Source organism: Kordia sp. (genome assembly GCF_045105435.1).
GTDB lineage: Bacteria > Bacteroidota > Bacteroidia > Flavobacteriales > Flavobacteriaceae > Kordia.
Window position 1 is genome coordinate 15573 of record NZ_JBGCDL010000121.1, and the last position, 24726, is coordinate 40298.

Consider the following 24726-nt stretch of genomic DNA (forward strand, 5'->3'; position numbering starts at 1 on the left):
CAGCGAACTAGTTGGCGGAACTGGCGTAACAAACATTTACGAATGTCCTTCTGCATTAGTAAAGCCTCATTGCTTTATTAGAGAATCATTCATTACAATATGTGGGTGTGCTACAAACGTATGCTAATTATATACGATTAAGATGAAGTAATTCATTTTTCTATAAAAAAATAGGCTGCCAATTGGCAGCCTATTTTGTTTTATATTTCTACTTAATTTGCTTAGTTAATTACCCAAGAAGCAAAGAATTGTGTTCCAATTGTACCAACTCCTGGTGCACTTACATACTCATGTCCTAAGATGTTAGCAGCTCCTAATTTGAATGTTGATTTTTTGTAACGATAGTTTATTTGCACATCTACTAATGAACGTGCAGTTACCATTCCGTCAGCAAAAGACGATTCCCAAAGGAAAGAATCATTCCATCTCCAGTTAATATTGAATCCGAAGTTGTTAAAAAGATTTCTGTTTCCGAAAGAAGCTTTTACTTTATGCTCTGGTGTGTTGAAACTTGTTTCAAAATCTGGATCACTAGCTTGATCAAAGTCAAGTTTAGCATACGTATAGTTTACTCCAAAGTCATAATCTCCAAGTACCTTCGTATTTACTCCAATTGACGCTCCATACGAACTGATGTCTGCATTTGAGTTAGAGTATAACTGAAAAGGTGTAAAGTCACCATTACTAGCTGCAATTAATGCATTTGGCGTTGGCGCTCCACCTACAGGAGTTAAATCTGTAATATCTGAAAAATCTACATTACCATAGTTAGGTACAATTACCGTTCTGTTAGCAATGAAGTCTTTGTATTGGTTGTAATATACACTTACATCTACTGAAAAGTCATCAAGTACAATTCCTCTATATCCTACTTCAAAAGCAGATACTTGTTCTGGTTTTACAAACTCTACATTTGCTTGTTGTAACAATGCTGGGTTTGGCGCTCCTGCTGCTGCACTTGCTCCAAATGCTTGGAAAGATGATAATGTATACGAGTTGTTGTATGCATCATTTCCTGAAAGCGTAACCGTTCTGTCCAATCCAAATGCTTCTAATCCTGCTGGAAAGTTATTTGTAATTGGTCTTGTTGTGTAACGATCTAAGTTGTCTGGAGCCGATCCTAATAAGATAGCGTTTCCAACATCTAAACCAATGTATTGGTCTTGCGTTCCTGGATTACGGAATCCTGTTTGGAAAGAAGCTCTAAAGTTGTGTTTTTTATCTTCGTCTGGCGAGTATACTAATGATAATCTTGGAGAAACATTTCCGTCAAAGTTTTGCGCTTTGTCATAACGAATAGAACCTGTAAACTTCATTTTATCTTCCATGAACTTTTTCTGTACTTGTACATACGCACCGTATTCGTCATACGAAATTGGTCCATCAACATCAGTAAATATTGTCCCTTGAGAGTCTAACACATATTCACGGAACGAACCACCAACTTGTATATCTGCAACGTCAATTAAGTGTGAAAAGTTATAGTTAACATCTGCATGATATAGTTTTGTATTATCAATAAATCGTGCTCCTGTTAGTAAGTCTCCATCTGCAGTTACTGAGTTTAATGCATTTTTGAATCCGTTTGTTCCTGGTTGTAAACGACCAGTATCAGCCAAACCTCTTGCAAAAGCATGTGCTACTGACGCATCGCCTGGTGTAACTCCTGGAATTGCTCCCGTAATTGCTCCTAAGTATCCTGTAGCATATTCTGTAAACCATTGCTGATCTGTTTTCCATCTTCTGTTCACATTGATGGCAGCAAAACGTGTATCGTACGAGTCATTTGCCTTCTCAGCAGTTACATATCCTCTAATAAAGAAGTTATCGTTACGAATTTCTAGTTTATGCTGTTGCATAAAGAAGTTTTTGATCGAGTATCTGTTTGCTCCTTGATAAATTGTATTTCCTCTACCAATTTTTGAATTCCAAATTATAGTAAAGTCATTTGCCCAAGGCTTGTAGTGCAATGCAAAATCAGCTTTTACACTTTCTGCATCGTAATCCATTAAATCACGCTCTTCATATCCTGTTCTAGATATTGCTGCAGAACCAAATGTTCCTGCTGGCGCTCCTGATAATGCATCAAAGTTTAGTGTAGTTGACACCTCATCTCCATAGATGTTTAATCCGTTGTAATTAGGGTCAGATACTCTGTCTCCTGCAATAGCATCTCCTGAAGCACCATCAAAGTTTGTATAATCTGTAGCAAACCATTCTGTACCACTTAAGAAAGAGAAAGAAGCTTTAATAGCAACTTTATCATTAAATGCGTGTGCAGCTCTAAATCCAAAGTCAATAACGGTATTGTCTCCTGCATTTTCTGATGATGTCATTCCTGTTTTTGCATAAAAGCTAACTCCTTGCTCTCCGAAAGGATCTTTACTACGCATAAACATAATTCCGTTAAATGCGTTTGCTCCGTATAATGCTGAAGACGCTCCCGGCAACAATTCTACCGTTGCCACATCTAATTCAGACATTCCTAATAAATTTCCTAGCGCAAAGTTTAATGCTGGTGAAGAGTTATCCATTCCATCTACCAATTGCATAAATCGTGTATTGGCAAATGTTGCAAAACCTCTTGTGTTTACAGATTTGAATGTTAAACTGTTTGTATTAACATCAACACCTTTTAAGTTTTCTAACGCATCGTAATACGTAGGTGACGAAGAGTTTTTAATTGCTCTGGCGTCCATACGCTCTACCGTTACAGGGGATTCTCGTATTCTTTCAGGAGTTCTTGAGGCTGAAAGAATAATTTCGTCCAATTCTGTTCCTTCTTTAAGGACAATAGTAACGTCTTCATTGTTTTTGGTAATGTCTACAGTTACGGCTTCAAAACCGATACTACTTGCTGTAATTTTAAAAGGTGGTTTCTGATCTGTTGATAATTTGAATTTTCCATCAAAATCAGTACTTGTTCCAGTAGAAGTTCCTACTACAACAATGTTAACACCTGGGATTGGCATGTTATCGCCATCAACAACTTTTCCACTAATATTGGTTTGCGCAAATAATCCGGCACAAACCAACATAGCTAAAATTGATAGGTATGCTCTCATAAGTCTTTTGGTTTAGTTATTATGAGAACAATATACGCTTTTTTAGGAAATCCTTAAAGAAAGCTTAAATTTTTTAAACTTATTCTACTGTTACCGATTTTGCCAAGTTTCTTGGTTGGTCTACATTACAATCGCGCATTACTGCTATATAGTACGACAACAACTGTAAAGGAATCGTTGTTAAAAGCGGTGTAAGCAACTCTAATGTTTCAGGAATTTCAATTACATAGTCGGCAATTTTCTTGATAGTTTTATCTCCTTGCATTACTACTGCAATGATTTTTCCTTTTCTAGATTTTATTTCCTGAATGTTACTTACTACTTTGTCATAGTGTCCTTTACGTGTAGCAATAACCACTACTGGCATTTGCTCATCAATTAATGCAATAGGTCCGTGCTTCATTTCTGCTGCTGGATATCCTTCTGCATGAATGTATGAAATCTCCTTTAATTTTAATGCGCCTTCTAAAGCTACTGGGAAGTTGTATCCTCTTCCTAAGTATAAGAAGTTGGTTGCATCTTTGTAAATGTCAGCGATTGTTTTTACGTGATTGTCAGATTGTAGTGTTTTTTCAACTTTTGCAGGAATTGCGTCCATTTCAGATAAATACTGATGGAATTCTGAAGTTGAAATTGTTCCTTTTTTCTGTGCTAATTTTAAAGCAATTAACGTTAGTACTGTAATTTGTGTTGTGAATGCTTTTGTTGAAGCTACTCCAATTTCTGGACCTGCATGTGTATATGCACCTGCATGTGTTTCTCTTGAAATTGAAGAACCTACTACATTACATACACCAAAAACAAATGCGCCCTTACTTTTTGCCAGTTTGATAGCAGCCATTGTATCGGCAGTTTCTCCTGATTGAGATATTGCGATAACCACGTCATTTTCTGTAATGACAGGATTTCGGTATCTAAATTCAGAAGCATATTCTACTTCGACAGGGATTCTTGTTAGGTTTTCAAACACATATTCTGCTACTAGTCCTGCATGCCAAGATGTTCCGCAAGCAACAACAATAATTCTATTTGCATTTAAAAACTTTTCAATATTGTCATCAACTCCAGCCATACGAATGATGCCTTCATTTGCCAACATTCTTCCTCTAAACGTATCCAAAATTGCTCTTGGCTGTTCGTATATTTCTTTCAACATAAAGTGATCGTAACCACCTTTTTCAATCTGCTCTAAGTTTAATTGTAATTCTTGTACGTACGGATCAACTAGTGAGTCATCTTTTATTTTACGAACTTTTACTTTTTTACCTCTGCGTACAATCGCCATTTCTTCATCTTCAAGGTAAATTGCATTGTTTGTATATTCGATGAAAGGAGTTGCATCAGAAGCAATAAAAAACTCTTCTTCACCAATACCAATTACCAACGGACTTCCCAAACGTGCTACTACAATTTCGTCTGGTTTGTTTTTATCAAACACAGCAATTGCATACGCTCCTACAACTTGATTTAACGCAATTTGAACTGCTTTACCAAGTTTTACGCCTTCGTTATTTTTTACATCTTCAATAAGATTTACCAATACCTCAGTATCTGTATCTGATTGAAATGTGAAACCTCTATTGATTAATTCCTGCTTTAACGGATCGTAGTTTTCAATGATTCCGTTGTGAATTATTACCAATTCACCCGAGTTTGAATAATGTGGATGTGAGTTTACATCATTCGGCTCTCCATGAGTTGCCCAACGCGTATGACCAATTGCTAAAGATCCATTAACTGAAATCTCTTCTTTTACACGACTTTCTAAATCGGCAACCTTTCCTTTGGTTTTTGATAGTTTGATGTTTTTACCATCATATATCGCGACACCTGCGCTATCATACCCTCTGTATTCAAGTCTTTTTAAACCTTTTAATACTACTGGATACGCTTCTCTGTGACCTATGTAACCTACAATTCCGCACATAATTTTTTCTTAAGTATTGATATTAATTGCTTTCTGGGATAGTATAAAATATTTCCAACTTCAGCCTTTTTTCTTCTGGTGAAGCTAGCGTACTTCCATGTAAAACAGTTCCGAATGGATTCATTATTGAGACAATAGGAACAAATTCTTCTTCAAAAGTACCTGTCTGTATTTCTCCACTATTCGCAACTCTTATATCTGAAGAAACGGCCAATCCTAAATTGTAATTGGTTGAATCTCTACGAACAAGGTTGTTAATATGCTCCGTAATTCGAATTTTATACTGTGTCGCATTTCCGTCATCGTCGCGTTCTAAAATTCCACCATGAACTCCTTTTGATAATGGCAATGACGATGTGTTTACAGTTTCATCTACAAAATAATCAATTAAAGGAACATTGTCTCTCATATTGTATAAGTAGATACGCTGTGGATCTTCTGCATCTGCAACTTGTATGTCATTATTTACATAAAAAACCAAGTTTGCATCATTTATAATCCAACCATTTTCTCTTATTTCTTCTAATTGATCTGCAACACCATTATTATCTGTGTCAGGTCCAAAAAGTTCAACAACTGTCATAGATCCTTCTCCTCCTTTTAGATATAAATTTTCTTCACTAGCTAGTTGCGCTTCTGGCACAAACATTGGCGTGTTGAGCGTGTTTATAATATTAGCATTTGACAGACTTAAACTGTAAGCTCCTTTTTTAAACTCAACAGTATCATCTGCATCATCCGTATTTCCTTGCGTATTTACTGCTTGATATATGTAATTGATTTCAATATTGGCATTTTCAAGATCGAGTAACATGAGTGATTCTGCATTATCGGCAGTAATATGTATTCCTCTAAATAACTCTTCCGCTCTAAACACGTTATTGTTTGAAAGCTTAACACTTCCTTCATTATTGATAATTCTTTCTTGAAAGAAATCAGCATTTAATAGCACACGAATTCGCGGTGATAAAGTTTCTTCTATTACTGGATCACCATTTTCATCAAGTACAGCTGTTCCATTTACATCTGTTTCTGGCACTTCTATTTGTGAAGTGTTTATTGAAAAGTCAGACTGCTGATAAAGCGTTTGCCCTACATCTCCTGAAAAGTCTTGATCAGAAAAATAAATTTGTGGCGCACCATTTTCATCAAAAGCTCTTAGGAAATAGGTAAGCTCTTGTACGTGCAAGTTAAATGTTTGTCCAATGTTTCCGTAGACAGAATCTACCTCAACTTCTGTTTCTCCATCTTCATTAACTGTGCCCGAACTGAAATATGGAATATTTAACCATACTTCTGTAACCATTTCATTTTCTTCAACATCTGTTAAATCTTCATCTTCTTCGGCTTGCGTTTTGTCGCCAAATTCAGGATTTTCCGTTGTTAAACTCGCTTGTACCGTAAGACTTGAAAAGGTAATCCCATAAACAGGATCATCATTTTTTCCAAGTTGATACACTGGCAATCCGTTTGTTTGTACTGGATTTAGACGTTTGTTATATGCTTTTACTTGAGTATCTGCAAACAAACTAGTTGTGAAGTTATTATTTTCAATAATTTCATCTCCAACTGTACTAAATTCATCATCACAAGCTACAAAACCTAGCACCATTAAAAGCACTACTAAGCCACCTGTGAGTGTCTTTTTAAATTTGTTCATAAGTGTAATCTGTTAACCTTAATTTAAAACTTTTGTATTATAAAAATCTGTGTACGCATCGGCAAATTCTTCACTGTTTTTATATTCAAGAACGGGTTTTTCAAAACCGGTGAGATATTCTTGAACATCAGCAGGAATTTCCTCAGATGCAATTACCACGGCATCCGAATGATCCACAGCAACTTTTAGAAGGTTAGAGTAGTTTGGCTCAGCAAGTATTTCTACATTACCATCACCAATATTATCAAACTTGATTTTGTTTAGCATTTCTTTATCTAAAGTTCCATCAAATTCTTGTTTGTATACAGAAGTAACAATTTTACTATCTGTAAATAATGGTTCGTCTTTGTAATATTTACGTAAGTATAGTGGCAATAAAGAAGCCATCCAACCGTGAACGTGGATAATATCTGGTGCCCAATTTAATTTCTTGACGGTTTCTATAACACCTTTCGCAAAGAATATAGCGCGCTCGTCATTGTCTGGAAAAAGATTTCCTTCTTCATCAGTAAATGTAGCTTTACGCTTAAAATACTCTTCATTATCAATAAAATATACTTGTATTCTTTCTTTCGGTATGGAAGCTACTTTAATAATTAATGGCATATCCATATCATTAATCACTAAATTCATCCCTGACAAACGAATTACTTCATGTAATTGATGTCTTCTCTCATTGATATTTCCAAAACGTGGCATAAATATCCTAATTTGCCCACCTTTACTATTTACCATTTTAGGCGCTTCAAACGACATTGATGAAATTTCAGTTTCTGGCAAATAGGGTACTACTTCAGATGAAACGTATAAGACTCTTTTATTATTCATAAAAATACTTTTCCTTTAATAATTCAGCGTAAAACATGCAAAATTACAAAAATTATGCAGATTAACAGTAATATATTAAGTTTGCAAGCTGTTAATTTTTTCTAAATGAATATATTTTATACCCAAAATACGCTAAAAACCTTCATTGAAACGCAAAAAAATGAAGGAAAAAAAATTGGTTTTGTTCCTACAATGGGCGCATTACACAAAGGACACTTATCCTTGGTAAGGAACGCTATGACTGACAATGATATTGTATGTGTAAGTGTTTTTGTCAATCCTACACAGTTTGATAATGCTACCGATTTAGAAAAATATCCACGTACCCTAGATACGGATGTCGCTTTACTAAAAACTTTAGGAAAAAATATTTTTGTGTACGCTCCAAGCGTGGAAGATATCTATAATTCTGACATAATTTCCGAAAATTTTAGTTTTGACGGACTCGAATTTGAAATGGAAGGAAAATTTAGAACAGGTCATTTTGATGGTGTCGGCACTATTGTAAAACGTCTTTTTGAAATTGTAACACCCAACAATGCCTATTTTGGCGAAAAAGATTTTCAACAACTAATGATTATCAAAAAATTAGCTTCTAAATATAAAATCCCTGTAAAGGTAATTGGCTGTAAAATATTCCGAGAAGCTTCCGGATTGGCAATGAGTTCTCGAAATGAACGTTTATCTACCGAAGCTAGAACAGAAAGCGCCTTTATATACAAAACACTTTTAGAGGCACAAAAAAAGTTTGGCACAAAAAGTGCAAAGCAAGTAAAGGAATGGGTTCAAAATCAGTTCAGCAAACATCCTTTATTAACCTTGGAATACGTTGAAATTGCCAATATTAAAAACTTAAAAACAGTCAAACGGAAATCCAAAAAAGAAACATATCGCATATTCATTGCTGCTTTTATTGAAAATATTCGCCTAATTGACAATTTAGCATTAAATTAAAAACTTTAAAATCATTAACTTCGCCCCATGCAAGTAAACGTAGTAAAATCAAAAATACATAGAGTAAAAGTTACAGGAGCTGACTTAAATTACATCGGAAGCATCACAATTGACGAGGATCTTATGGATGCCGCAAATATTGTGCAAGGAGAACGCGTTCAAATTGTAAACAACAACAATGGAGAACGCCTTGAAACGTATGCAATTCCCGGACCAAGAGGAAGTGGAGAAATTACACTAAATGGCGCTGCCGCTCGTAGAGTTGCTAAAGACGACATTCTAATTTTAATCACCTACACTTGGATGGAAATTGAAGAAGCAAAACAATTTAAACCTTCATTGGTTTTTCCTAACGAAGCTGATAACACACTTACCTAGTTGAAAATAAAAACATCAAAAATACTAAAAATACTACTCCCACTTTCCTTGGGAGTTTTTTTAGTTTGGTACTCCTTATCTAAAACACCTTTAGATAAACTTATTGAATATTTTAAAAACGCAAATTATACGTGGGTTACACTTGGAGTTATTTGTGGAATTTTAAGCCACTTATCTAGAGCGTATCGCTGGCAATACATACTAGAACCTATGGGCTACAAACCAAAATACCCAAATAGTGTCATGGCGGTTTTTGTAGCATATTTGGCAAACCTAGGTATTCCACGTTCTGGAGAAGCACTTCGCGCATTAACGCTAACAAATTACGAAGACATTCCTTTTGAAAAAGGATTTGGAACCATTGTAGCTGAACGTGTGGCTGACTTAATCATTCTATTCATTGTCATTGGATTTACACTTTATATTGAATTTGATTTTATCTGGAATATTCTCACCAAAAATTTAGATCCCACAAAAATAATACTGCTCGTAAGTGCGATGCTTATTGCAGGAATTGGCTTGATCATTTTCATCAAAAAAGCAAAAAAAGGAATTGCACTAAAAATCAAGAACTTTATTTTAGGAATTTTTGAAGGTGCGCTCAGCATTTTAAAGATGAAACATAAATGGGGATTTATATTTCATACACTTTTCATCTGGACGATGTACATTTTAATGTTTTATCTCACCATCTTTTCGGTAGATGAACTGCATGGTAAAGTTTCTATAGGCGCTATGCTAATTGCCTTTATTGCAGGAAGTTTTAGCATTGCAGCTAGTAATGGTGGTATTGGATTTTATCCAGTAGCAGTAGCAGGTGCATTTTCACTTTTCAGCATAGCTAACGACCCAAGTATGGCTTTTGGATGGATTATGTGGGCTTCACAAACCTTAATGATTATAATTCTTGGCGGACTGTCTTTTCTTTATCTACCTATTTTTAATAGCGAAAAAAATCTTTAACTTAGGAGTCTAAACTAACCTATCCATACCATGAAAAAGTACATCATGCTATTCATTGCGTTTATATGTTTTACGAATATCAACGCACAAACGACTACTGAAAAGCTAAAATCTGAAAAGCTAAACGAAACGCGCGACATTCAATTATACATTCCCGAAGGATATTCAAAAGATAAAGTATATCCAGTTATTGTCGTACTAGATGCGCATTATCTTTTTGAAAGTGTCGTTTCCAATGCACGCTATTACAGCTATTGGGACGAAATGCCTGAATGTATTGTGGTTGGTGTAAACCAATATAAAAGTGAAGATCGCGCAAAAGACTGTGCATACAATGATGCAAGCGGTTTGCCCGAAAAGAAAAGCGCGCAATTTTTTGAGTTTATCGGAATGGAATTGGTTTCGTATGTCGAAAAAAACTATAATACTGCCAACTTTAAAATGATTGTTGGACACGATTTAACGGCAAATTTCGCAAATTACTATCTATTCAAAGAAGTGCCACTGTTTGATGCATACATTAATCTAAGCCCATACTTTGCCCCAAAAATGGAAGGACGCATTGCAACGCGTCTGGAAGAATTTGAAAACAAGAAATTCTATTACTTAGCTACTTCTGACGAAGACACTAGAAAAGAGGCAAAACGAATTAGAGGTTTCAACGAAACATTAAAAGAACTGAAAAACGAAAACATTTTTTACTACTATGATGACTTTACGGAAGCGAATCACAACTCATTAGCCGTGCAAGCAATTCCGAGAGCAATGAGTAAAATATTTACTATCTATCGCCCAATAAGTGTGAAAGAGTACAAAGAAAAAATTGTCACCTTAAAAACATCTCCTTATTTATATTTAATGGACAAATACAAAACCATTGAAGATCTTTTTGGATTTGAAAAACGCGTGACTGTAAATGATTTTATGGCTATTTATTCTGCAGTTCGCAAAAAGGAAAATAGCTCAGAAGACCTAGAACTTTTGGCCAAATTGGGCAAAAAAGAATATCCAGATACTGCATTATTTCACTTTTTTATGGGCGAATATTATGAAAAAATAGGGAAGCCTAAAAAAGCATTGCGCATGTATCAAAACGGTTTTAGCATGAGTCCGATCGATTTTATCACAAAGGATTTAATGCTAGACAAAGCAGACAAAATAAAACAAGACTTCGGTTGGTAATAATACTATGGCAAAAGTAAAAACGAGCTTTTTCTGTCAAAACTGCGGCTCGCAGTTTGCAAAGTGGCAAGGACAATGTTCTTCCTGTAAGCAATGGAATACAATTGTAGAAGAAGTCATTCAAAAAGAAGTAAAAGCCAATTGGCAACAACAAGAAAAAGGGAGTTCGCGCATTTCAAAACCTACGTTAATTCACGAAATAAGTTCAGCTACTGAAAAACGCTTGCCAACTTCCGATCAAGAACTTGACAGAGTTTTAGGTGGTGGAATTGTCCCTGGATCACTTATTTTACTTGGCGGTGAACCCGGAATAGGAAAAAGTACACTCTTACTCCAAATTTCACTTAAATTACCTTATAAAACTTTGTATGTTTCTGGCGAAGAAAGCCAAAAGCAAATAAAAATGCGTGCCGAACGTATTAGTCAAAAAAATTCCAATTGTTTAGTGCTGACTGAAACAAAAACGCAAAACATATTTAAGCAAATTGCCGAAGTTCAACCTGATATTGTCGTAATTGATTCGATTCAAACCTTACATTCAGACTATATAGAATCATCTGCGGGAAGCATTTCTCAAATCAGAGAATGTACTACGGAGTTGATCAAATTTGCCAAAGAAAGTGGCGTTCCTGTATTTTTGATTGGTCATATTACGAAAGATGGAAACATTGCCGGACCAAAGATTTTAGAACACATGGTAGACACCGTTTTACAGTTTGAAGGCGACCGAAATCATGTATATCGTATTTTACGATCACTTAAAAATCGTTTCGGATCTACGTCCGAATTGGGAATTTACGAAATGCTGTCAGATGGTTTGCGCGAAGTCAGCAATCCGTCCGAAATTTTAATCTCCAAAAATGCTGACGAACTCAGCGGAACAGCGATTGCAGCTACTTTGGAAGGCGCACGACCGTTGATGATTGAAATTCAAGCATTAGTAAGCACCGCAGTTTACGGAACACCGCAACGAAGCACGACAGGCTACAACGCCAAACGCTTAAACATGATATTGGCAGTATTGGAAAAACGTGCTGGTTTCAAATTAGCCGCAAAAGATGTCTTTTTAAATATCACTGGCGGAATTAGCATTGATGATACCGCGATTGATTTGGCTGTTATTGCAGCAATTTTATCAAGTAACGAAGATGAAGAAATTTCCAAGACAAATTGTTTTGCTGCAGAAATCGGATTGGCAGGAGAAATTCGTCCTGTAAACCGAATTGATCAACGTATTTTAGAAGCTGAAAAATTAGGTTTTACTACCTTTTTCGCTTCCAAACACAATAAAATATCCTTAAAAAATACCAAAATCAATGTTGTGCTAATCTCTAGAATTGAGGATTTAGTTTCGCATTTGTTTTAGTGTGTTTTTGTTGATTTGACAAATTGTTTCTTTGTTTATAAAAGAGACAGATTGCCGCGTCGTAAACTCCTCGCAATGACGTTTCTGATCACAAAGTAACATGTAAAGTTATCAAAAAACAGATTGCCACGCGTTTTTATCAAAACGCTCGCAAAGACGTTTCAAAGAATTTTAAGAAGATACGCGAAGCAATCAAAAAGCAAAGTGAGCCAAAAGCAAAGCGACCAAAAAAATCTAAAAGGCGAAGCCGATCTATCAGCGAGAAGCGGTCTAAAAGTGCGATCTAATTTACGGTGCCGGATTCGGAATACTATTATGAATTTCATTAATTCCGTCAAGTATTTCTTGTGACAATTCAACATCAATACTTGCTATGTTTTCTTTGAGTTGCTCCATTTTACTAGCGCCAATGATATTTCCTGTTACAAATGGTTGCTGATTTATAAAAGCCAGTGACATTTGTGCCAAACTTAATCCGTGCTTTTTAGCCAAGTCATAATATTGTTGTGTTGCGTCGGTTGCTTCTTTTCCGCTGTAGCGCGCAAAACGTGGAAACAATGTTAAACGTGCATCATCAGGTAATTTCCCGCCTAAGTATTTTCCAGAAAGCACTCCAAATCCGAGTGGTGAATATGCCATTAAACCTATTCCTTCGCGCATAGAAACTTCTGCCAAACTCGTTTCAAAACTTCTACATAAAAGTGAATATGCATTTTGAATGGTGACCATTCTTGGCAATCCTTTTTTAGATTCTTCTAAATAACGCATGGTTCCCCAAGGTGTTTCGTTTGAGATTCCAACTTGACGAATTTTCCCTTCTTTGATCAATTCATCTAATGCATGTAAACTTTCGTTGAAATTATCTTGCCAAGGATCATTCGGATTGTGTTTGTAATCGCGTTGCCCAAAGAAGTTTGCTTGACGCTCTGGCCAATGCAATTGATATAAATCTAAATAATCTGTTTGTAAACGTTTCAGACTGTTTTCTACTGCATCTTTGATGGCTTCTGGACTAAATCCGTTGGTTCTTATATGTGCTGTATAATCGCCTGGACCTGCAATTTTAGAAGCCAATACAACTTTATCTCTGTTTCCTGTTTTTTTGAACCAAGTTCCAATAATACGTTCTGTTTCCGCATAGGTTTCAGCCGTTGCAGGCACTGGATACAATTCGGCAGTATCAAAAAAGTTAACGCCTTGTTCTAGTGCATAATCCATTTGTTCATGACCTTCGGCTTCGGTATTTTGATTTCCCCAAGTCATGGTTCCTAAGCATATTTTGCTAACTTTTATATTTGTATGTGGAATTTTTGTGTATTTCATTTTTATTTTCTTTTTCAGTTTTTTGTTTGAAATCCTTGCTCTTTGATTCCGCATTAAGGATAGAGCTGATATCCTTTTTGATTTGGAACGTCATTACGAGGAGTAAACGACGAAGTAATCTGTTTCTTTTTGAGCAGATTGCTACAATAAATTTAAAATTTATCTCGCAATGACAAGATCAAAAAGATAAAAGCGAAAGCCTGACCTCCATTTTTCTTGGAGGAAATGCCCAAATTTTAGTTCAATCCTTTGCAATAATTATCTTTCCAATGGATTCCTGCCTCCGCAGGAATGACAAATTACACGGCTATTTCTACCAAAATTGGACAGTGATCCGAGTGTTTTGCTTCGGGCAGAATGGTTGCTCTGGAAATATTTTCTTTTAACGGTTCGCTGACCATGTTATAATCAATACGCCAACCTTTGTTATTGTTTCGTGCATTTGCGCGGTAACTCCACCAGCTGTAATGATGTGGTTCTTTGTTTAAATGACGAAACGAATCGATGAATCCGCTATCGATAAAACTTCCAATCCAAGCGCGTTCTTCAGGTAAAAATCCTGAAACACCTTTCATTTTTGGGTTGTGAATGTCTATTGCTTCATGACAAATATTATAATCGCCACAAACGACCAAGTTTGGAATTTCCTTTCGCAGATTGGTCAAGTATTCCTTGATTTCGTCCATGTATTGAAATTTGAAATTCAATCGTGCATCGTTGGTTCCAGATGGCAAATACATGCTCATTATGGAAATATTGTCAAAGTCGACACGCAAGTTGCGACCTTCAAAATCCATGGTTTCAATTCCTGTTCCGTATTCAATATGATTTGGTTCTTCTTTACAAAGAATTGCCACGCCGCTGTAGCCTTTTTTTTGGGCACTGTACCAATAGTTGTATTTGTAACCTGCTTTCGCAAACACTTCCAAATCGAGTTGTTCTTTAAGCGCTTTGATTTCTTGTATGCAAATTACATCGGGATTTGCTTGTTGTAGCCATTCTAGGAATCCTTTTTTGATAGCGGCACGAATTCCGTTTACGTTGTAAGATATTATTTTCACGCGTGTATTTTTTTATTTCTTGAAGAGTATTAAATAAAAGCGCATTTTATGGTGCTTTTATTCTTCTTCGTTATCGCTTAGTCTACGTTCTAGTTCTGCTTGAAATTCTTCCATTACAGGTTTTACCGTGCTTTCTGGAAGATCGGCAATGCGTATGTACATTAAACCATCGACAGCATTATTGAATAGTGGATCTACGTTGAACGCAATTACTTTTGCATTTTGCTTTACATACTTTTTAATCAGTACAGGCATGCGTAAACTTCCTGGTTCTATTTCGTCAATAATTCTGTCAAATTTGATTAAATCCGCTTTGGTTTCATCAAAAATAAAGTCTTTATCAGCATCTTTTAGTTTTACTTTAAATTCTTTTTTCGGATGAATGTATTGTGCGATGTATGGATCGTAATAGTGCGATTTCATAAACTCAATCATCAACGATTTTGAGAAGTTTGAAAACTTGTTACTGATACTTACACCACCAATTAGGTATTTGTGTTCTGGATAACGCAAGGTTGTATGCACAATTCCTTTCCAAAGTAAGAATAAAGGCATTGGTTTTTGCTGGTATTCTTTGATAATGAATGCGCGTCCCATTTCAATGGATTGACTCATCATTTTGTGTAATTCTGGTTCAAAACGAAATAAGTCTTGCAGATAGAAACCATTGATTCCGTGGTTTGCATAAATCTGACTTCCTAAGCCCATTCTGTATGCTCCGGCAAGTTTTTTTGCTACGTTATCCCATAAAAACATGTGATGATAATAGTAATCAAACTTATCTAAATCGATTGCATTATTGGTTCCTTCACCAATTTCGCGAAACGTAATTTCACGAAGTCTTCCCATTTCTCGAAGTACATTCGGAATCTCAGCAGCTTCTGCTAAAAATACTTGATAGTTTTTACTTGTAAGTAAATGGTGTTTTTTAGATAAGCTTTCAACTTCCTTTTGAATGATTTCCGCAGAAACTGGCGTAATAATTTCTTTTGGCGGTTTCGGAATTTTTAATGAGGTCGGCACTTTACTCAACAAGTTCTGCTTTTCATACGTGTTGGACAACATGTATGTTTTTTTGCGCAGAAACTCTGTGAAGTCTGGCAAACTTTCGTACTCATTTTGTGATTTTACGGAAATTGGCTTTCCAATTCGCACTTTTATGACTCTATTTTTTTGTGTTAATAATTCAGATGGCAATTTTGCGGTTCTGAATGTGTCACTAATTTTAGCCAATCTGTAAAAAAAGCGGCTATTTTTTGCGTGAAAATAAATTGGTACTACAGGAACTTTCGCTTTTTGCACCAATTTCATGGCAGCTTCTTCCCAAGGTTTGTCTACAATTAGTTTTCCATCTTTATAGGTTGAAACTTCTCCTGCTGGGAAAATACCTAATGGTTTTCCTTCGCGTAAATGCATGATAGATTGTTTGAAACCTGCCAAACTTGATTTTGCTCCTTTGTGATCTTCAAAAGGGTTTACAGGCATTATATACGGCTTCAGTGGATCGACTCTATGCAGTAGAAAATTTGCAATAATTTTATAATCTGGTCGCTGCTCTACCATGAGTTTTAACAACAAAATTCCATCAATTCCACCAAGTGGATGATTGGAAATTGTAATGTAGGCACCATCTTTGGGAAGCCGTTTTAAGTCTTCTTCGGGAATTTCAAATTTAATCTTATACTCATCTAATAATGCATTTAGAAATTCTAAATCATCAAGATGTTTATGTTTGTCATAAATTTTGTTCACATCAGAGATACGCAATACTTTCATCAAAACCCAACTTACGAAGGTTCCGATGAAGCCATATTTATCTAATTTGACAGCTTTTGCAACTTCTTTAGCAGTTACCAATCCCATATATCCATTTTAAGGCGAATTACAAATATAGCAAAACAACCTCAATATATTTTATTTATTTTACAACTAGTTGAATCGTTTGTTCTGCGCGTTGTTCTAATAGAATTTCTTTGTCTTTTTGTAATCCTGCAATTGCTGATTCTGTAAAGTGTCGGATTGTATACAAAGACACGTTTTCATAATGTGTTACTTTGAATTTTGATCGCAAGGTTTTGAGTAATTTTTCTAAATTATCAAACTTATTATCTACACACACCGAAAAACTAATTGCTGAGTTTTGAATGACATCCACTTTCATTTTACAATCGTGCAATAATTTGAAAATTTCGCTAATGTTATTTTCCACAATAAAAGAAAAATCTAACGACGAAAGTGAAATCAAAATTTGATTCTTTTTGACAATAAAACACGGAATATTTGGCGAAATTCCAACTCCTTTTGTGACCACAGTTCCGTCATTTTTAGGATTTAGAAACGACTTTACATATAACGGAATTTCTTTTCGTTGCAATGGCTGTAATGTTTTTGGGTGAATTACCGAAGCTCCATAAAATGCCAACTCAATTGCTTCTCGATACGAAATGTTGTGTAATAATTGTGCGTTTTCAAAATACCGAGGATCGGCATTTAAAACACCTGGCACATCTTTCCAAATGGTTACATTTTCCGCATTTAAACAATAGGCAAAAATTGCAGCAGAATAATCCGAACCTTCTCTCCCTAAAGTTGTGGTAAAGTTGTTTGGATCGCTTCCAATGAAACCCTGTGTAATGTTGAGTTTATTTTTATTTACTTTTTGTTTGATGTTTTCCTGCGTCAATTCCCAATCTACTTTAGCATCACGATAACTCGTATCTGTTTTGATCAATTCGCGCACATCTAACCAAATATTTTCAACAGCAACACTATTGAGATATGCACTTACGATTGTCGTAGAAATTAATTCCCCAAAGGAAACCAATTGATCATATACATAGTTATAATCAGGCGATTTGTTTCGACCTAAAAAACCTTGCATTTCCTCAAAAAACTGTTTTATTTTTTTAAAGATAGGATGACTTTCGTTTGGAAATAATTCTAGTAGAATTTCATTATGGTATTTAGCTATTTCTTGAATAGATGCTTGCAATTCTTTATTTTCCTCAAAATAGTTTTTGATGACAACTTCTATGGCATTGGTTGTTTTTCCCATGGCAGAAATCACAATTAAGGTATTGTCATACCCAACTTCTTGCAATACGTTGACTACGTTTTTTACTCCTGTAGCGTCTTTTACAGACGCGCCACCAAATTTGAATATTTTCATAACAAAATTTTATTTTGTTGTTCCCGCGAAGGCAGGAATCAGTTTTGTTTTTATAGTACTTCTCGATACTATTTTCTGTCTATCTCGACTGCGCTCGATATGACAGAAAATCACTCGAAGTGACGATTATGCTTCGTTGTAAATCTCAAAACGTCAGGTCGAGTGGCGAATCTGTAATTCGTTGTATCGAGATCTGCTTGAAATTTATAATAGTGATTTTAAAGAAACAGATTGCCACGTCGTATACTCCTCGCAATGACGTTTCCAAAATCTCACTACTCAATACTTATATCTAACATCTAATTTTATTTCCGTTTCACTAAATAATTTTCAATTCCTTTTTCATCTAATTGCACTACATGCCAATCGCGTTTTACATCTGCTCCAATATGTTCGTAAAATTCAATTGCAGGCGTATTCCAATCCAATACTTCCCAACCAATTCGTTTGACACCTAAGTCGTTTCCAAATGTAATAACTTCCGTTAACAAATTGCCACCAATTCCTTTGCCACGCGCTTTTTCGCTTACAATTAAATCTTCTAAATGCAAAACCTCTCCTTTCCAGGTGGAATAGCGCATGTATACCAATGCAATTCCTAAGACTTCTTCGTCGGTTTCGGCTAAGAAACAGTGAAATTTTGGATGCGCTCCAAATCCATCTTCACGCAAATCTTCTGCTGTAATAACAACCGCATCTGCTTCTTTTTCAAAAATTGCCAATTCATTGATTAATTTAAAAATAGCATCTACATCAGTTGAAACGGCTTTTCGGATAGTAAAGTTCATAATTTTAAAAGAATTTGCACAAAGATACCAATGGAAAAATTATAATTTTTACGAAAACGTTATAGTTATACAAAATTATCGATATTTGTGATCTGAGAAACAACCTAGAACAAAATGGCTAAAAAAAATCAAACCTTAGGAGAGTTTATTATAGAAAACCAAGCTGAATTCAAATATTCTTCTGGAGAACTTTCCCGATTAATCAATTCCATCCGATTGGCAGCAAAAGTGGTAAATCACGAAGTAAATAAAGCTGGATTGGTTGACATCATTGGCGCAGCTGGCGAAACAAATATTCAAGGAGAAGATCAGCAAAAGCTTGATATATATGCCAATGATAAGTTTATTCAAACCTTAACGAATAGAAATATTGTTTGCGGAATTGGCTCTGAAGAAAACGATGATTTTATTGCGATTAATAGTTCTGATGAAAATAATCAGAATAAATATGTTGTATTAATAGATCCGCTAGATGGCTCTTCTAATATTGACGTAAATGTGTCTGTAGGAACTATTTTTTCTGTGTACAGAAGAATTACACCAGTTGGCACACCTGTAACAATAGAAGATTTTCTGCAAGAAGGAAATCAACAAGTTGCCGCAGGTTATGTAATTTACGGAACATCTACAATGTTGGTGTATAGTACAGGACATGGCGTTAATGGATTTACGTTAAATCCTGCTATTGGAACGTTCTATTTATCGCATCCAAATATGCAATTTCCAGAAACAGGAAATATTTACTCTATTAATGAAGGAAACTATGCGCACTTCCCGCAAGGCGTTAAAGAATATATTAAGTATTGCCAAGAAGAAAAAGAAGACAGACCGTATACTTCGCGTTATATTGGTTCCTTAGTTTCTGATTTTCATAGAAATTTAATTAAAGGTGGAATTTATATTTACCCACAAACTTCCAAAGCGCCTAACGGAAAACTGCGCTTATTGTACGAATGCAATCCAATGGCATACTTGGCCGAACAAGCAAATGGACTAGCTACAGACGGTTTTCAGCGTATTATGGATATTAAACCAACGGAGCTTCATCAACGTGTTGCAATTTTCTGTGGAAGTCGAAAAATGGTAGAAAAAGCCAAAGAGTTTATGAAGAACTCGTAGGAAAGTTATTTGCTTTGTTAAAAATTGTTATTTTTGTGTAAATCGGAGAAAAATAAAATACTTCTACATGGCAACAAAAGGTAAAAATACCACTGATGCGGATCAAGCAAATCAAAACATTGCAGATCCATCTACTAAGATTGAAGCAATTAAGAATTTAATTTTTGGAGAAAATATTCAGGAGTATAATTCTGAATTCGACAATATTAAGAATGATATTCTTGCAAAAAAGCAAGCACTAGAAAACTTAATTGAAGAAGTGCGTTCAGAATTGATTCAAAATATTGATAATTTAAGCACAGACTTAAATATTCGTATTACGGAATTAGAATCCAACATGGAAAATAAAGTGGATGATTTAAACGAGAAAAAAGTAGACCGCAGACAATTAGGTCAATTACTCATCAATCTTGGCGAAAAGATTGGAAAAGAGTAAAACTCAACATACCTTTCATGTGTATTTATGACGGAAGCTGATAAATTAGCGTTATTAAAAGATTTATTACTCACAGATGATCGTGCGTATGCGCAATCGATACACGATAAAATTAAAGCGCTCGAAGAAATTATAAACGAGCAAAAAAAGCTTTCCAATAAAGTTGATCCTATTATTGATGAAAAATTGGAAACGTTTATTGAAGAAATTCCCGAAACACTCGGACCTACCATTACAGAAGCACTTGCCGAACAGATAAAAAACTCTAAAGATCAAGTTGTAGAAGCATTGTATCCTATTATGGGTAAAATGATTAAAAAGTATATTGCACAAGAAATTAGCTTACTTTCCGAACGTATCAATCAACAATTAGAAGATAGTTTCTCTACCCAAAGCTGGAAACGAAAACTTAAATCTTTGTTTGGAGGCGTTAAAGAAGAAGAGTTATTATTGAGCCAATTAACAGCAGTTTCCAAAGTGGAGCAAGTGTTGGTTATTGAAAAGAACTCTGGAATGCTTATTGGGCAATATGCCAAAGCGGAAACGATTGATAAAGACATGGTTTCTGGAATGCTTACTGCAATTAAAAGCTTTGTGGAAGATGCATTTAATGAGAAAAGCCAAAATTTAGAGTTGATTGAGTACGAATTGTATCACATTCACATTCAAAGCTTTGTATCTTTTTACGTCGCAGTTGCTATTTCTGGAGAATATAATCTTATATTTAAGAACAAATTACAAGATATAATCTTTAATTTTACAGATAACTTCTTAAGTTTATTTAATGATTTGAATGAAATTAAAGAAGAAGATATTACTAACGAATTAGAATTCTACTTTAGTACGAATGAAGAAAGCCTCTAAAAAAATTATTCTATTGGGTCACTTTGGTGTCGGAAAATCTTCATTGATTCGACAGTTTGTGGAAAATACTTTTACCAGTGATTATAAAGTTACCATTGGAGTTCACATCTTAAAGAAAGAAATTGAAATTTCGCCCGATGAAACCGTTTCGCTTATTATTTGGGATTTGGAAGGATACGACGATATTAAAAAAACAAGAACTTCGTATTTACTAGGAACACATGGTTTTATTTATGTGTTTGACATTACACGTCCTGCAACTTTTGAAAATTTAAAAGATGATATTGCTTACCTAACCAGTCAATATGCAAATACGCCATTGAAAATAGTTGGAAATAAAGCAGATTTGGTAACAAAAAGTTATTTACAAGAAAACAAAGACATGTTTGGTGTAACGCCAGACTTTATTACCAGTGCAAAAACAGGTACTAAAGTAGATGACATGTTTATTACATTGGCTAAAGAACTAGTGAAATAATTATGATGTTAGAAACGTATAGAGGAAAGTATTTTCATCCTAGAACTCAGTTTATAACTATTGACAACTCCGGAAATGTATTAGAAAGTGACAATGTGCTGTTTTCACTAAAAAAAGGAGATCCTATCAGTACTGTCAGTGGTTTTTTTGAAGGACTTTCTACTTATTTTGAAATTGATGAAGACAACGATATTAAATTCACTTGTATTCATTTAGAAAATAAGGATAAAAAAGAATACACTTGCGATATTGAGTTTAAAACCTTTGCTGGCAATCAACCAACGCTGGTTATAATTCACGATTTTTCCGATCATTACGAGTATTATCAAGAAGTAGCGCAAAGCAGAAATGAATCTGTGATTAATTCGCAAATACTCGAACTACAAAATAAATATCTTAAAGAAAAAGAAGATTTTAAAAATACATTCATCGCTAATTTTAGCCATGAATTGCGTAATCCATTAACTGGAATTACTGCATTTTGTTCGGTTTTACAAAAAACGGACATGACATTAGAACAGCAAGATTATGTAGAAGTAATTCAAGCTTCTGGCGATCATTTAAAAAATATGATTGGTGATATTTTAGAAGTTTCTAAGATTGAAGTTGGGAAACTCACCATGCATGAAGAACTGTTTGATTTTCAAGCACTTATTGAAGTATTAAAATTTACGTATATCGTAAAGGCAAAACAAAAAAACATTGCGTTTGAAGTAATTTTTGACGAGAAAATTCCGAAATATATTGAAGGCGACAAAACACGTATCAAACAGGTTTTTGAAAACTTAATTGAAAACGCACTTAAATTTACAACATCAGGAAAGATTACATTTTCTGTTAAGGAAAATCAACGCAGAGCCCGAAAAGTAAATATAAATGTAAGTGTACAAGATACGGGTATTGGAATTCCAGCAGACAAGCTAGACTTAGTTTTTAACAGTTTTACACAGCTCAACAATTCAAAAAAATACGCAGGTACAGGACTTGGATTGTCTATTGTAAAAGGCTTAGTGGAATTGATGGAAGGTAAAATTGCGGTAGAAAGTGAAGAAAAAGTCGGTTCAACCTTTAAACTAAACATGAACTTTAAATATCCAATCAATCAAGAAGATACTACTTCCGAACAGAAATTGGATAACAAAGATAAAAGCGCCTTATCTAAAGAAAAATACAACATCCTACTTGCAGAAGATTCCGAATTGATACAAATGTCTGTGCTAAAAATACTAGCGCAAGAAGGAAAGTTCTTTTTGGATATCATTACCAACGGAGAAGATGCTATTGAAAGTATCATTCATAATGAATACGATTTAATTTTGATGGACATTCGCATGCCAGGAACACATGGAGACGAATTGACAAAGATGATTCGCTCATTACCTGTACCAAACTGTAAAACGGTTCCTATTTTAGCGTTGACAGCTAATTTATACGACACCGATAAAAAACGGTATAAAAAAATGGGTATGACAGATATTATTGAAAAACCTTTTGACGAAAGTACGTTACTAAAAAAGATTTATAAATACTTAAAATAATGATTTAGATTCGTGCATACACAGGAATGAAAATGATAAAGCATAAAAAAACCGAACTTATATGAGTTCGGTTTTTTTATGCTTTATCGTTTTAGAATTAACGATTCATATTTTTAATTTCATCTTTAAAATCTTCTGAATCCACACCTTTTCCAACTAACATTAGCGCTTTGTGTACAACATACGCAACATTTTCTGGAGAAAATCCTAAACCAATTCCCAAACGTTCTAAAATTACCGTTTGTTTTGGTCCTAACTCATGGTCAGCGTACACCATACGCGTTAAATCGAATAAACGACTCAAACGCTCATTGTACATTGTTGGTGGATTTACAGGATGTGATTTGTAATCTTTTAAAATCTCTTTATAGTTACTTTCTGAGATATCTAACCTTCTTGCCATTCTATCTAAAAAAGCTTTTTCCTCATCTGTAATAACATCATCACTCATCGCCACACGTACAATCGCTGCAAAATGATCTTGATTTCTTTTACGAAATCCACTTGAATATAAATCTGATATAGACATTTCTTAATTTTTAGTGCTGCAAATATAAATATTCTATTGTTTTTTTAAGCAAAATTTCAGCTTCATTTTCTACCATTTCTAATGAGTTCAGTATATTTGCATCTAAATTTTTATCACCGTGAGTATATCCAAAATCTCGCAGCATTTTTCACAGTCTCCCGAACTTGGGAAATTGAGGCAAGCCATTGCCAAAAATCAAGAAAAAATACATGTAAAAGGCGTTACAGGTTCCAGCCTGTCATTTGTTATTTCGGAAACATTCAAGCAAAGTGAAATGCCTTTTATCTTTGTGTTAGATGACAAGGAAGAAGCTGCCTATTACCTAAACGATTTAGAACATTTACTCAACGATAAAGATGTACTTTTTTATCCTGGAAGTTACCGCAGACCGTATCAAATTGAAGAAACGGACAATGCAAATGTGTTGCTTCGCGCGGAAGTGCTAAACCGAATTAATTCGCGCAAAAAACCTTCGTTAATTGTTACGTATCCGGATGCGCTGTTTGAAAAAGTGGTGACGCGAAAAGAACTCGAAAAAAATACACTCAAAATTTCGCTGAACGATAAGTTATCAATCGATTTTGTGAATGAAACTTTGTTTGAATACAATTTTAATCGTGTGGATTTTGTCACGGAACCTGGCGAATTTTCAGTTCGTGGTGGAATTGTGGATGTGTATTCGTTCTCGAATGACGAACCGTATCGAATTGAATTTTTTGGCGATGAAGTAGATAGTTTGCGTACGTTTGATGTGGAAACACAATTGTCTACCGAAAAGGTAAAAAAGATCAGTATCATTCCGAATGTAGAAAATAAAGCTTTGCAAGAATCTCGCGAAAGCTTTTTAAAATATATTCCAGGTAAAACGATTGTTTTTGCTAAGAATACAGAGTTGCTATTTGGACGAATTGATAAATTGTTTCGCAAAGCAACAACCGCTTTTGGGCAACTATCCGAAGAAATTAAACACAATACTCCAGAAGAATTATTCTGTACAAAAGAACTTTTACAACATCAGTTTTTAGACTATACTATTGTAGAGTTGACGACGAATCCGTTGTTAAAAGCAGATACATTCATCAACTTTAATATCACGCC

General features: G+C 34.8%; 20 protein-coding genes and 1 pseudogene. 11 read left to right on the forward strand and 10 right to left on the reverse strand.

Annotated elements, in window-relative coordinates; all coding sequences use genetic code 11:
- Positions 1–221 precede the first annotated feature (221 nt).
- From AB8B65_RS06110 to AB8B65_RS06125, 4 genes are all read right to left on the reverse strand, one after another.
- Positions 222–3065, reverse strand: a complete 2844-nt coding sequence (locus tag AB8B65_RS06110; RefSeq protein WP_405299978.1) for a TonB-dependent receptor — start codon at positions 3063–3065, stop codon at positions 222–224.
- 79 nt (positions 3066–3144) lie between these two features.
- Entirely contained in the window at positions 3145–4992 is a 1848-nt protein-coding gene (gene glmS, locus AB8B65_RS06115; RefSeq protein WP_405299979.1) for a glutamine--fructose-6-phosphate transaminase (isomerizing), read from the reverse strand.
- Positions 4993–5014: 22 nt separating this feature from the next.
- Positions 5015–6652: a DUF4270 domain-containing protein gene (locus tag AB8B65_RS06120; protein ID WP_405299980.1), complete on the reverse strand. Its 1638-nt coding sequence runs from the start codon at positions 6650–6652 to the stop codon at positions 5015–5017.
- Between the two features lie 18 nt (positions 6653–6670).
- A complete protein-coding gene (locus AB8B65_RS06125; RefSeq protein WP_405299981.1) occupies positions 6671–7480 on the reverse strand; it encodes a glycogen/starch synthase in 810 nt (269 codons plus the stop codon).
- A 105-nt stretch (positions 7481–7585) separates the two neighbouring features.
- Between AB8B65_RS06125 and panC the strand changes: the two genes are divergently transcribed.
- The 5 genes from panC to radA are packed head-to-tail and all read left to right on the forward strand — an operon-like array spanning position 7586 to position 12323.
- Complete coding sequence (panC, locus tag AB8B65_RS06130) at positions 7586–8434, forward strand: pantoate--beta-alanine ligase (protein ID WP_405299982.1); 849 nt, start codon at positions 7586–7588, stop codon at positions 8432–8434.
- Between the two features lie 27 nt (positions 8435–8461).
- The gene (gene panD / locus AB8B65_RS06135) at positions 8462–8812 is read left to right on the forward strand and encodes an aspartate 1-decarboxylase (RefSeq protein WP_405299983.1); all 351 of its coding nucleotides are present in this window, start codon (positions 8462–8464) and stop codon (positions 8810–8812) included.
- Positions 8813–9775, forward strand: a complete 963-nt coding sequence (locus AB8B65_RS06140; RefSeq protein ID WP_405299984.1) for a YbhN family protein — start codon at positions 8813–8815, stop codon at positions 9773–9775.
- Positions 9776–9805: 30 nt separating this feature from the next.
- A complete protein-coding gene (locus AB8B65_RS06145; protein WP_405299985.1) occupies positions 9806–10957 on the forward strand; it encodes an alpha/beta hydrolase in 1152 nt (383 codons plus the stop codon).
- 7 nt (positions 10958–10964) lie between these two features.
- Positions 10965–12323, forward strand: coding sequence for a DNA repair protein RadA (gene radA / locus AB8B65_RS06150; RefSeq protein WP_405299986.1), 1359 nt, complete (start codon positions 10965–10967; stop codon positions 12321–12323).
- A 288-nt stretch (positions 12324–12611) separates the two neighbouring features.
- On the opposite strand, the gene AB8B65_RS06155 is transcribed toward radA, so the two are convergent.
- The 5 genes from AB8B65_RS06155 to AB8B65_RS06175 form a co-directional block, all read right to left on the reverse strand.
- A complete protein-coding gene (locus AB8B65_RS06155; RefSeq protein ID WP_405299987.1) occupies positions 12612–13646 on the reverse strand; it encodes an NADP(H)-dependent aldo-keto reductase in 1035 nt (344 codons plus the stop codon).
- 299 nt (positions 13647–13945) lie between these two features.
- Entirely contained in the window at positions 13946–14707 is a 762-nt protein-coding gene (locus tag AB8B65_RS06160) for an exodeoxyribonuclease III (protein ID WP_405299988.1), read from the reverse strand.
- A gap of 57 nt (positions 14708–14764) precedes the next feature.
- Positions 14765–16570, reverse strand: coding sequence for a GNAT family N-acyltransferase (locus AB8B65_RS06165; RefSeq protein ID WP_405299989.1), 1806 nt, complete (start codon positions 16568–16570; stop codon positions 14765–14767).
- A gap of 55 nt (positions 16571–16625) precedes the next feature.
- Positions 16626–17876: an aspartate kinase gene (locus AB8B65_RS06170; protein ID WP_405299990.1), complete on the reverse strand. Its 1251-nt coding sequence runs from the start codon at positions 17874–17876 to the stop codon at positions 16626–16628.
- A 305-nt stretch (positions 17877–18181) separates the two neighbouring features.
- Positions 18182–18664, reverse strand: coding sequence for a GNAT family N-acetyltransferase (locus AB8B65_RS06175; RefSeq protein ID WP_405299991.1), 483 nt, complete (start codon positions 18662–18664; stop codon positions 18182–18184).
- Between the two features lie 114 nt (positions 18665–18778).
- On the opposite strand from AB8B65_RS06175, the gene fbp reads away from it, so the two are divergent.
- From fbp to AB8B65_RS06200, 5 genes are all read left to right on the forward strand, one after another.
- Positions 18779–19783 (forward strand): class 1 fructose-bisphosphatase, encoded by a 1005-nt coding sequence (fbp, locus tag AB8B65_RS06180; RefSeq protein WP_405299992.1) that lies wholly within the window; start codon positions 18779–18781, stop codon positions 19781–19783.
- A gap of 67 nt (positions 19784–19850) precedes the next feature.
- Positions 19851–20219, forward strand: a complete 369-nt coding sequence (locus AB8B65_RS06185; protein WP_405299993.1) for a fructose 1,6-bisphosphatase — start codon at positions 19851–19853, stop codon at positions 20217–20219.
- A gap of 27 nt (positions 20220–20246) precedes the next feature.
- Positions 20247–21083 carry a cell envelope biogenesis protein OmpA gene (locus AB8B65_RS06190; protein ID WP_405299994.1) on the forward strand — a complete coding sequence of 279 codons (837 nt, stop codon included), beginning with the start codon at positions 20247–20249 and terminating at the stop codon, positions 21081–21083.
- A complete protein-coding gene (locus AB8B65_RS06195) occupies positions 21067–21561 on the forward strand; it encodes a Rab family GTPase (protein ID WP_405299996.1) in 495 nt (164 codons plus the stop codon). The genes AB8B65_RS06190 and AB8B65_RS06195 overlap by 17 nt, the downstream gene beginning before the upstream one ends.
- A gap of 2 nt (positions 21562–21563) precedes the next feature.
- Complete coding sequence (locus tag AB8B65_RS06200) at positions 21564–23099, forward strand: hybrid sensor histidine kinase/response regulator (RefSeq protein WP_405299997.1); 1536 nt, start codon at positions 21564–21566, stop codon at positions 23097–23099.
- Positions 23100–23196: 97 nt separating this feature from the next.
- On the opposite strand, the gene AB8B65_RS06205 is transcribed toward AB8B65_RS06200, so the two are convergent.
- Positions 23197–23628 (reverse strand): TerB family tellurite resistance protein, encoded by a 432-nt coding sequence (locus AB8B65_RS06205; protein ID WP_405299999.1) that lies wholly within the window; start codon positions 23626–23628, stop codon positions 23197–23199.
- A gap of 118 nt (positions 23629–23746) precedes the next feature.
- Between AB8B65_RS06205 and AB8B65_RS06210 the strand changes: the two are divergent.
- Positions 23747–24726 (forward strand): annotated as a pseudogene (locus AB8B65_RS06210) (transcription-repair coupling factor); the annotation flags it as partial.